Origin of the sequence: Pseudomonas sp. Pseusp97, assembly GCF_047304025.1 — a bacterium.
Taxonomy (GTDB): domain Bacteria; phylum Pseudomonadota; class Gammaproteobacteria; order Pseudomonadales; family Pseudomonadaceae; genus Pseudomonas.
This window is the reverse complement of record NZ_JBGLYK010000024.1, coordinates 34,182-44,507: the sequence shown is the minus strand read 5'-3', so window position 1 is coordinate 44,507 and position 10,326 is coordinate 34,182. Positions and strand designations below refer to the sequence as shown.

11 protein-coding genes are annotated in these 10,326 nt (G+C 66.0%); 6 read left to right on the top strand and 5 right to left on the bottom strand.

Annotated features, from left to right (window positions below):
* A partial coding sequence (gene soxR / locus ACCC94_RS07500) for a redox-sensitive transcriptional activator SoxR (RefSeq protein ID WP_413348681.1) occupies positions 1-439 on the bottom strand: 439 nt, incomplete at its 3' end.
* Between the two features lie 74 nt (positions 440-513).
* Here soxR and ACCC94_RS07495 point away from each other — a divergent pair.
* Positions 514-876 (top strand): antibiotic biosynthesis monooxygenase, encoded by a 363-nt coding sequence (locus tag ACCC94_RS07495; RefSeq protein WP_413348680.1) that lies wholly within the window; start codon positions 514-516, stop codon positions 874-876.
* An 86-nt stretch (positions 877-962) separates the two neighbouring features.
* Here ACCC94_RS07495 and ACCC94_RS07490 read toward each other — a convergent pair whose 3' ends face one another.
* Both ACCC94_RS07490 and ACCC94_RS07485 read right to left on the bottom strand, forming a co-directional pair.
* A complete protein-coding gene (locus ACCC94_RS07490) occupies positions 963-1,406 on the bottom strand; it encodes an acetyltransferase (RefSeq protein WP_413348679.1) in 444 nt (147 codons plus the stop codon).
* Between the two features lie 175 nt (positions 1,407-1,581).
* Complete coding sequence (locus ACCC94_RS07485) at positions 1,582-3,192, bottom strand: ABC-F family ATP-binding cassette domain-containing protein (protein WP_413348678.1); 1,611 nt, start codon at positions 3,190-3,192, stop codon at positions 1,582-1,584.
* Positions 3,193-3,459: 267 nt separating this feature from the next.
* Here ACCC94_RS07485 and ACCC94_RS07480 point away from each other — a divergent pair, with 267 nt between their 5' ends.
* Positions 3,460-3,783, top strand: a complete 324-nt coding sequence (locus ACCC94_RS07480) for a hypothetical protein (RefSeq protein WP_413348677.1) — start codon at positions 3,460-3,462, stop codon at positions 3,781-3,783.
* Positions 3,784-4,027: 244 nt separating this feature from the next.
* Here the strand turns inward: ACCC94_RS07480 and ACCC94_RS07475 are convergent, their stop codons facing one another.
* Together ACCC94_RS07475 and ACCC94_RS07470 are read right to left on the bottom strand one after the other, a co-directional pair.
* On the bottom strand, positions 4,028-4,621 hold the full coding sequence (locus tag ACCC94_RS07475) for a tRNA-uridine aminocarboxypropyltransferase (protein ID WP_413348676.1): 594 nt from the start codon (positions 4,619-4,621) through the stop codon (positions 4,028-4,030).
* Positions 4,618-5,514, bottom strand: a complete 897-nt coding sequence (locus tag ACCC94_RS07470) for a LysR family transcriptional regulator (RefSeq protein ID WP_413348675.1) — start codon at positions 5,512-5,514, stop codon at positions 4,618-4,620. Before ACCC94_RS07470 ends, ACCC94_RS07475 begins: the two co-directional genes overlap by 4 nt.
* 288 nt (positions 5,515-5,802) lie before the next feature.
* On the opposite strand from ACCC94_RS07470, the gene speB reads away from it, so the two are divergent.
* From speB to ACCC94_RS07450, 4 genes are all read left to right on the top strand, one after another.
* Positions 5,803-6,762: an agmatinase gene (speB, locus tag ACCC94_RS07465; protein ID WP_259753777.1), complete on the top strand. Its 960-nt coding sequence runs from the start codon at positions 5,803-5,805 to the stop codon at positions 6,760-6,762.
* A gap of 16 nt (positions 6,763-6,778) precedes the next feature.
* Positions 6,779-7,189 carry a YybH family protein gene (locus ACCC94_RS07460; protein ID WP_192430349.1) on the top strand — a complete coding sequence of 137 codons (411 nt, stop codon included), beginning with the start codon at positions 6,779-6,781 and terminating at the stop codon, positions 7,187-7,189.
* Between the two features lie 25 nt (positions 7,190-7,214).
* Positions 7,215-8,729, top strand: coding sequence for a purine-cytosine permease family protein (locus ACCC94_RS07455; RefSeq protein ID WP_413348673.1), 1,515 nt, complete (start codon positions 7,215-7,217; stop codon positions 8,727-8,729).
* 130 nt (positions 8,730-8,859) lie between these two features.
* Positions 8,860-10,239, top strand: a complete 1,380-nt coding sequence (locus tag ACCC94_RS07450) for a sodium:solute symporter (protein WP_413348672.1) — start codon at positions 8,860-8,862, stop codon at positions 10,237-10,239.
* Positions 10,240-10,326 lie beyond the last annotated feature (87 nt).

Sequence of the window (10,326 nt, the reverse complement as noted above, 5' to 3'; positions counted from 1 at the left end):
CCCCCGGCCCCTCCTCCGCCAGCCGATCCCCCGGATTGCGCAGCGGGCAGGCCTCCATCGACAAACATCCACAGCCGATACAGCCATCCAGCTGATCGCGCAGCAGCAGCAACTTTTCGATCCGCTCGTTCAGGTCATCCCGCCAGCGCGCCGATAATCGCGCCCAGTCCGCCGTCGTCGGGTTGTGCCCGGTCGGCAGCGAGCCCAGCGCCTCGGCGATCTCCGCCAGGGGAATACCCACCCGTTGCGCGACCTTGATCACCGCCACCCGGCGCAGCGTGTCCCGCGAATAGCGGCGCTGGTTGCCGGGATTGCGCGAGCTGCTGATCAGGCCCTTGGCCTCGTAGAAGTGCAGCGCGGAAACCGCCACGCCAGCGCGTTTGGCCAGCTCGCCGACGCTCAGCTCGCGGTGCATGGAGCAGGAAGAAGATTCTTTCATGGGCTATTGACCTCAACTTATGTTGAGGTTTTACCCTCGCCAGGCATTCGGTTCAAGCCAGGGAGCCCAGCAACATGACACAACCCGCCCCGATCAGCGCCCATGCCTGCGTGGACGACCCGCATTACATCCTGCAGATCGAGATCGACGTCACGTCCGAGCAACGCCCACACATCGCCGCGCGCCTGGGCGATTACCTGTCGCATCTGCAGGAGCTGTTCTACCTGCGCCCCGGCTACCTCGCCAGCGAACTGCACGCCGAAGGCGAACCCGCGCGCCTGGTCGGCCGCCTGCACTGGCGCCGCCGGGAAGACTGGGAGACTGCCTGGGATTGCCGCCACACTGCCAGCGACCTGTTCGCCGACAGCCTGCTCAGGCTCGGCGCGCGGAGCATCCGTTTCGGCAGCAGCGAGACAGAACAAAACAGCTTTTCGTAGGAACGAGCTTGCTCGCGAACCGCTTGACTCCGGAGCTGCGGGACATTTGTTCGCGAGCAAGCTCGCTCCTACAGGTAAGCCGTGCCTTATTCAGGGGCCGGCAGGCTCATGTGCAGCAATGGAAAAGGCCGCCCCTCGCCATCTGTGGGCGAGCGCCCGGTCTGCACGAAGCCATAGTGCCGATAGAACCCCACCGCCTGAGGATTCTGTTCATTGACGTCGACACTCAGCACACCGCGCAACTCGCGCGCGAAATCCAGCAGAGCGCGGCCGAGGCCACGGCCCCGGCAGTCCGGGTCGATGAAGAGCATTTCCACATGCCGTTCATTGAGCCCGATGAAACCCAGCGGGCGGTCTTCGCCATTTACCGCCACCCAGACCTCGACGGCGGGCAGGTAGAGGTCACGGACCTGGGGCAGCAGTTCGTCGATATCCGACGCCTGGAGGAAATGGTGGGTCGCGCGCACGGCGCCCAGCCAGATGTCGAGCAGCCGCGGGTTGTCCGCAGCGATGCGTTGGCGAATGAGCATGAATGCATCCTGATTCAGATCACAAAGGGATAGCGCGCCACGAGAGGTGACGGCCGTTGGAGCGTCGGCAGCATGAATGCCCGCTTCGCGAATCAACGCCTGGGCGGAACACGGCAGAGGCAGCCGGAAAGTGAGGGAAATCGATCCTACCCAGCCCTTTCCGGCCGGTAAAGCCTCATTCGACCAGCCAACGCCAGCCGCCCTCCGCGCATTCCAACCTCGCCTCCAGCTTCAGCCGGTCGAGAAACGCAGCGTCGTGGGACACCACCAGAAGCGCGCCGCGGTATTGCCGCAGCAGGTTTTCCAGCGCCTCTTGGGACGGCAGGTCAAGGTGGTTGTCCGGCTCGTCCAGGAGCAGCAGCTGCGCCGGATGCTCCGCGTAAAGCTCGCAGGCCAGCGCCGCCTTCAACCGCTCACCGCCGCTTAACCGCCCGCTGGGTAACTCGACCCGTGCCGCCGGCAAACCCATTTGCGCGAGCCGGGTGCGCAGCACCGAAGGGTCCGCCGCGCGGTTGCGCTCCTGCAGCAGGTCCAGCACCGAGCGCTCGGCCAACAGCGCGGCGAGATGCTGATCCAGATAGGCGCTGCGCACTTTCACTTCGCACGAGCCAGCGGCGGGACTGAGCACGCCGGCGATCACCTTGAGCAGGGTCGACTTGCCGCTGCCGTTGCGCCCGCTGACCGCCACGCGGCGCGGGCCACTCAACTGCAGGTCCAGCGGTGCGGCATTGCCGAACGGCAGGCGCAGTGCTTCCAGCAGCAAGACCCCACGGGATTCGGGCAACTCGCAGTCCGGCGCGTTCAGCACCACCGACGCGTCTTCGCGCAACTGTTCGAAAGCCTCTCGCACACTTTGCGCCAGCAGCTCGCGCCGATCCTCATGCTGCGTGGCCAGGCGCGCGATGCTGGTCTGGCTGCGCTCCTTCTGCCGGTCGACGAGGATCTTCGCCTGGTTGGCCCCCTTCGCGTCCTTGCGTCCCCTCGCCTGGGGGTGCTCCTGGCGCTCGCGCTGCTCCTGCATGGCGTGCTGCTGGCGATCGCGCTCCAGCTTGCGCCGCTGCAACTCGCGCTGGGCGTTGTCCTGCTCCTGCTGGCGCACTTCGCGGTAGAAGGCATAGCCGCCGGAGTAGCTGCGCAGGCCGGCGGCTGACAACTCGACGATGCGCTGCATGTCGTCGAGCAGCAGACGGTCATGGCTGATCAGGATCAGGCCGCCGCGCCAGCGCCGTAGCTGACCGCGCAGAGCCTCGCGGCTGGCGCGGTCGAGGTGGTTGCTCGGTTCGTCGAGGATCAGCCAGTCCGCGTCGCTGAGCCAGGCGCCGAGCAGCGCCACCCGCGTGCATTCGCCGCCGCTGAGGCGCGAGGCGGGCGTATCCGGCTGCAGATGCGCCAGCCCGGCGGCAGCCAGTTCGACTTCCAGACGGGCGCGGATATCCCAGCGACCGTCGAGCCGCTCGAAGTCGGCGGGAGCGACACCACCGGCCTCGACTCGCGCCAGCGCATCCAGCAGCGGCTGCACACCCGCCAGCTCGGCGACGCTGCGGAACGCCTGTGGTTCGATGCGCTGCGGCAGGTAATGCACCGCCCCGGATACCAGGCAGTGGCCGGCGCTGGCGGCCAGCTCGCCGGCCATGATCCGCGCCAGTACGGACTTGCCCGCGCCATTGCGCCCGACCAGCGCGGTACGGCGGTCGTCGAAGGTTTCATTGAGGTCGCTCAGCAGCATCTCGCCGCTGGGCAATTGGAAGGAGACGCCTTGCAGCGCCAGGGTGAACGGGCTCGTCATGCGCAATACCAGAGTGATGCCGGAAATCCCCCGGGAACGGGCCAGGGAAGAAAACGGGCCGTGAAACCACGGCGGCATCAATTGCGCATCGGACGAACACCTCGCGAAGGGAAATGAGGGGCGCAGTATAACGGCAGCGGCGGCGCCAGTCTGGCCGCCGGGCAGAAATCGGCGCACGGGAAATCTTTCCAGATGCCCGCGCCAGCGGCGACACTGCCCTCCCCGCCAACGCGCGGCAGCCCGACCACTGCACAAGGACGTCCGCCCATGCCAGCCCCCATCTCCGTCGCCGAACTGTTCCGCGAAGAGCCCCTGTATTGGGGCCTGCGGGGCGATCCCTACCTGTGGCGGGAAATGGCCGAGCATCTCGCCGACGCGCCCTGGCCTGCCAGCGAGACAGAGCTGACGCAACTACTCGCGCGGCTTTTCGAGCAGCTTGCCGGCGTCGGCCTGGATCATCCCGCCCACATCCACCTGCCGCGTCATGCCCATGGAGGTATGTCCAGCGGGATGATCAGCAGCCAGTTCTGGCGCGAGCGGGCCATTCCGCTGCTGGTGGAGCGCTATCGCGCCTTGTCCCCGCAAAGGTAGATATCCACAGCACCAACACGACGTAGGATGGCGTGGAGCGCAGCGATACCCATCACTTTCCGCCCTACGGACCTGCCCCCTATCGAAACCGACAGGATCACCCGCAAACCTGTAGGAGCGAGGGGGACGCCTTCGTTATTGCTCGCGAACCGCCTGGCATCGGAGCCGCCGGAAAACTGTTCGCGAGCAAGCTCGCTCCTACGAAAAGCACCGGGCGCATGACGCCCAAGGCGTTATCCGCCGGTCAGCTATGAGGCCCGTGGTTGCGCAAAAAGGTCTCCTCGCCCATCGCCGCAATCTGCCCGTCGATCAGTGCATCGAACGGACGCAGAAGGTCGGCATGGGACTGCGGCGCATCCAGCGCATCGAGCGCATGCACCACCGCCTCGATGGTCGACAGTGCGCCTTCGGCCGGCGCCTTGCGCAGACGGTAGCGCGAGGTCAGTCCATCAGGCAGAACGACCCGCGGCAGTGCCGCGAGGTTCGGGTTGAGATGCAGCAGCTTGCGCGCCTTGCGCCAGGTGCCGTCGGGTACGACCAGCAGGCGCGGTTTATCCACAGGCTGCGCAGCCAGCTCGGCCAGCGCCACGGCGGATTCGCCGGGGAACAGCAGCCAGGCGTCCCAGGCGGACAGGTCGAGGCCGCTGAAATCCTCGCCCACCCTCAGCTCCGCGTTGGCCAGGCCAAGCGCCGCCAGGCGCGCGGTGTTCAGCGCATGCCCGGCTTCGCTGGGATGCTGCAGCAGGAGCACGCGGGTACGGTTGTCCAGGCGCGGGATCAGCGGGCACAGGCAATGGTCCAGCGGGCGCTCGCAGCGCGGGCAGCGGGCGCGGCTCACGACTGGCTCGGCTGGGTGCGCAGAAGGTCGCGGAAGTTCTGGATCAGCGGCTCGCGGGAGCGGCCGCGGCGCAGGATCAGCGAGAACGGCGCCTGGTAGCCGAAGGTCGCCGGCAACAGTGCCCGCAGGCGGCCCTGCTCCACCCAGGGGTGCGCATAGTGCTCGGGCAGGTAGCCGATATAGCCGCCGGAAAGGATCAGGATCAGCTGCGCCTCCATACTCTCCACGGTGCCGGCGCTGTGCTTGAAGCCGTGCCGCGCCAGTTCCGCCTGGCTCCAGTAGCCACGGCCGACCATGCGTTGCTGGGTAATCAGTTCGGCGGGAATGCGCCGGCCGTCGAACAGCGGATGGCGGTCGCTGCAGTACAGCCAGTGCTGCTCCCTATAAAGAGGCTGGTAGACCAGCCCGTTCATCCGGCTGAAGAAGGAGCCGATGGCCAGGTCCAGGCGGTTGTCCAGCACCGCGAGCTGCAGCTCGTAGGGACTCTGCACCTGCAGGTGCAGGTGCACCGCCGGGTGCAGGCCGCTGAAGGAACCTATGACATCGGCCAGCGGCAGCGCCGGGTCGCTCACGGTGGAGTCTAGTACGCCGAGGTTCAGGGTGCCGCGCAGTTCACCCTTGAGCGTCGCGGCGTAGCGCTCGAAGCCTTCCAGTTCGCCGAGGATGCGCAGGGTTTCCTGGTGGAACAGCTCGCCCTTGCTGGTCAACCCGAAGCCGCCGCGGCCGCGGTGGCAGAGCACGATGCCCAGCTGGTTCTCCAGCTGGCTCATGTAGGTGCTGATCGCCGAGGTCGACAGGTTGAGCTCCTGCTGGGCGGCGGCGAAGCCCTGGCTACGCACCACGCAGGCGAAAATCCGCAGCAGTTTGACGTCGGGCAGTGCGCTCGTGCTCATGAAGACTCCGCAAAACCGCGGCCGGGCCGCTCTAGTTCAGTACTTTGTGTACCTGAAAGACAGATGATAGCTAGCCAGCTATCTATCCAGGAACCGCAGGCCACAGGCCTGCCGGGCCGCCTGCTGCGGCAAGGTGGCGCAGTCTAGCGATCCCCGTTAGTTTAGAAAACTCTGAAGTGATTATTTGTAGCCAGCGATTTTTTCCACTACCGCCCCTGACGAGAATCCGGTCTCAGTATTCAACAAGCCTGTTTCCACGAAGACAGCGATCAGCCTGAGGCCCTTCCCATGGACAAGAAACTTCACCAGCCCCTGGGCGGCAACGAAATGCCGCGTTTCGGCGGCATCGCCACCATGATGCGCCTGCCGCATATCCAGTCCCCCGAAGAGCTCAACGAGCTGGACGCCGCCTTCGTCGGCGTGCCCCTGGACATCGGCACCTCCCTGCGCTCCGGCACCCGTTTCGGGCCGCGCGAAATCCGCGCCGAGTCGGTGATGATCCGTCCGTACAACATGGCCACCGGCGCCGCGCCGTTCGATTCGCTGAACATCGCCGACATCGGTGACGTGGCGATCAACACCTTCAACCTGATGGAAGCGGTGCGCATCATCGAGGAGGCTTACGACAAGATCCTCGACCACGGCATCCTCCCCCTGACCCTGGGCGGCGACCACACCATCACCCTGCCGATCCTGCGGGCCATCCACAAGAAGCACGGCAAGGTCGGCCTGGTTCACATCGACGCCCACGCCGATGTGAACGACCACATGTTCGGCGAGAAGATCGCCCACGGCACCACCTTCCGCCGCGCCGTGGAAGAAGGCCTGCTGGACTGCGACCGCGTGGTGCAGATCGGCCTGCGCGCTCAGGGCTACACCGCCGAAGACTTCAACTGGAGCCGCAAGCAGGGCTTCCGCGTGGTGCAGGCCGAAGAGTGCTGGCACAAGTCGCTGGAACCGCTGATGGCCGAAGTCCGCGAGAAAGTCGGCGGCGGCCCGGTTTACCTGTCCTTCGACATCGACGGCATCGACCCGGCCTGGGCGCCTGGCACCGGCACCCCGGAAATCGGCGGCCTGACCACCATCCAGGCGATGGAAATCGTCCGCGGCTGCCAGGGGCTGGACATCATCGGCTGCGACCTGGTCGAGGTTTCCCCGCCCTACGACACCACCGGCAATACCTCGCTCCTCGGCGCCAACCTGCTGTACGAAATGCTCTGCATCCTCCCGGGCGTAGAGCGCCGCTGAGCGCACGAGCACCTGCATGAATAACGACGCCTGCGTAGCACAGGTGCTGGAGGCTGCCCGCGATCTCGTGGCAGCCTTCGCGCGCACCGACACCGAAGCCTACTTCGCCGCCTTCAGCGAAGACGCCAGCTTCATCTTCCACACCTGGCCGCAGCCGCTGCTGTCGCGCGCGGCGTACCGCGAGGTGTGGGAAGGCTGGCTGCGTGACGATGGTTTCGAGGTCCTTGACTGCCTTTCGAGCAACACCTTTGTGAGCCTGCAGGGCGAGGACGTGGCCGTGTTCTGCCACGACGTGGCCACGCGGCTGCGCATCCAGGGAGAGGAAAGCCTGAACCACGAGCGGGAGACCATCGTCTTCCGCCGTGATCCGAAACTGGGCCGCTGGCTGGCCACACACGAGCACCTGTCACCGTCTCCGACGCCATAAAGACAGGGCTCCCCGGGAGGAAGTCATGGATAACAAGAACAACGCACACGCAATCACCACCATCGAAACATTCGGGGTCGAACAGATCCCGGACCACGAACGCAACGCCACGCCCACCGACCTGTTCCGCATGATCTTCGGTGGTGCCAACACCTTCGCCACCGCCGTGCTGGGCAGCTTCCCGGTCCTCTTCGGGCTGTCGTTCCAGGCCGGCGTCTGGGCCATCGTCCTGGGCGTGCTGGTCGGTTCGATCATCCTCGCACCCATGGGCCTGTTCGGCCCGCTCAACGGCACCAACAACGCGGTCTCCTCGGGCGCCCACTTCGGCGTGCACGGGCGGATCGTCGGTTCGTTCCTGTCGCTGCTCACCGCCGTCGCCTTCTTCTCCCTCTCCGTGTGGAGCTCGGGCGACGCGCTGATCGGCGGCGCCAAGCGCCTGTTCGACCTGCCGGAAACCGACCTGACCCTCGGCCTGGCCTACGGCCTGTTCGCCGTGCTGGTGCTGATCGTCTGCATCTACGGCTTCCGCTTCATGCTGATGGTCAACAAGATCGCCGTGTGGGCCGCGAGCCTGCTGTTCCTGCTCGGCCTGTTCGCCTTCGCCGGTCCCTTCGACGCCGGCTACGCCGGCACCGTGCAGATGGGCAGCGAAGGTTTCTGGGCCGCCTTCATCGGCGCCGCCCTGCTGGCCATGAGCAACCCGGTGTCGTTCGGCGCCTTCCTCGGTGACTGGGCGCGCTACATCCCGCGCGAGACCTCGCAGAAACGCATCATGCTGGCGGTGATCCTCGCCCAGCTGGCGACCCTGATCCCGTTCCTGTTCGGCCTGGCCACCGCCACCATCGTCGCGGTCAACGCGCCGGATTACATCGCGCAGAACAACTACGTCGGCGGCCTGCTGGCCGTATCGCCGAGCTGGTTCTTCCTGCCGGTGTGCCTGATCGCGGTGATCGGCGGCATGTCCACCGGCACCACCTCGCTGTATGGCACCGGCCTGGACATGTCCAGCGTGTTCCCGCGCCTGCTCAACCGCGTGCAGGCCACCCTGCTGATCGGCCTGCTGTCGATTGCCTTCATCTTCATCGGCCGCTTCGCCGCGAACCTGGTGCAGAGCGTGTCCACCTTCGCCGTGCTGATCATTACCTGCACCAGCCCGTGGATGGTGATCATGATCCTCGGCCTGATCATCCGCCGTGGCTTCTACCACGCCGATGACCTGCAGGTGTTCACCCGCGGCCAGGAAGGCGGCGCCTACTGGTTCCACAACGGCTGGAACTGGCGCGGCATGGGTGCCTGGATTCCGAGCGCGGCCATGGGCCTGTGCTTCGTCAACCTGCCGGGCCAGTTCGTCGGCCCGCTGGGCGACCTGGCCGGCGGCATCGACATCAGCCTGCCGGTTACCCTCGGCATGGCCGCCCTGCTCTACGTCGCCCTGCTGCGCAGCTTCCCGGAACCCGCTGGCGTCTACGGTCCCAAGGGCCCGCGCTGGGTCTCCAGCCATGACCGCCCGATTCGCAGCATCAGCGAGCCGACGGCCTGATCCAGGCTTCGCTGCCTGGCGAAGCGAAATACCCCAAAGCCCCCATCGGACCGGTTGCCGCCGGTCCGATGGCCTACCGCACGCCACGAGCGCGCGGCAACAATGACAATGCAAGTGTGAGGAACCAACCATGGCGTTAGACCTGATCGTCGTACTGATTTATGCCGCCGGCATGTTATGGCTGGGCTGGTACGGCATGCGCCGCGCCAAGACCCACGAGGACTACCTCGTCGCCGGCCGCAATCTCGGCCCGTCGTTCTACATGGGCACCATGGCGGCTACCGTCCTGGGCGGCGCCTCCACCGTGGGCACCGTGCGCCTGGGCTACGTCCATGGCATCTCCGGCTTCTGGCTGTGCGCCGCGCTGGGCGCCGGGATCATCGCGCTGAACCTGTTCCTCGCCAAACCGCTGCTCAAGCTGCGCATCTTCACCGTCACCCAGGTCCTGGAGCGCCGCTACAACCCCATGGCCCGCCAGGCTTCGGCGGTGATCATGTTCGCCTATGCGCTGATGATCGGCGTGGTCTCCACCCTGGCCATCGGCACCGTGATGCAGGTCCTGTTCGGCCTGCCGTTCTGGGTGTCCGTGCTGCTGGGCGGCGGCGTCGTGGTGATCTACTCCACCATCGGCGGCATGTGGTCGCTGACCCTGACCGACATCGTGCAGTTCATCATCAAGACCGTCGGCCTGATGTTCATCCTGCTGCCGATCTGCCTGTACCGCGTAGGCGGCTGGGACGAACTGGTGGCGAAGCTGCCGGCGACCGCCTTCAGCTTCCACACCATCGGCTACGACACCATCATCACCTACTTCCTGATCTACTTCTTCGGCATCCTGATCGGCCAGGACATCTGGCAGCGCGTGTTCACCGCCCGCGACGAGAAGGTCACCAAGTACGCCGGCACTGCCGCGGGCGTCTATTGCGTGATCTACGGCCTGGTCGGCGCGCTGATCGGCATGTGCGCCAAGGTCCTGCTGCCTGACCTGGACAACGTCAACAACGCCTTCGCCGCCATCGTCAGCGCCGCTCTGCCGGACGGCATCCGTGGCCTGGTGATCGCCGCCGCCCTGGCCGCGATGATGTCCACCGCCAGCGCCGGCCTGCTCGCCGCTTCCACCACCATCACCGAAGACCTGCTGCCGATCTTCACCGGCCAGCGCTCCACCCGCCTGAGCCTGAACCGCATCTGCACCCTGCTCACCGGTATCGTGGTACTGGGTATCGCCCTGGTGGTGAATGACGTGCTCAACGCCCTGACCCTGGCGTACAACCTGCTGGTCGGCGGCATGCTGATCCCGCTGATCGGCGCCATCTACTGGAAGCGCGCCACCACCGCCGGCGCCATCACCAGCATGGGCCTGGGCTTCATCACCGCCCTGGTGTTCATGTTCAAGGATGGCCTCGACGCCAACACCCCGATCTACTACAGCCTGGCCATCGGCCTGGTCAGCTTCATCGTCGTCAGCCTGCTGTCGCCGCGCCCGGCGCCGGTAGCCGAAGCGGCCTGATAAGAAACCAAGCTGGGCAAAAGGGCGCGGCGAGCTGATCTCCGCGCCCTTTTGCTTGAATGATGATTACGACCTCACCCATGAATC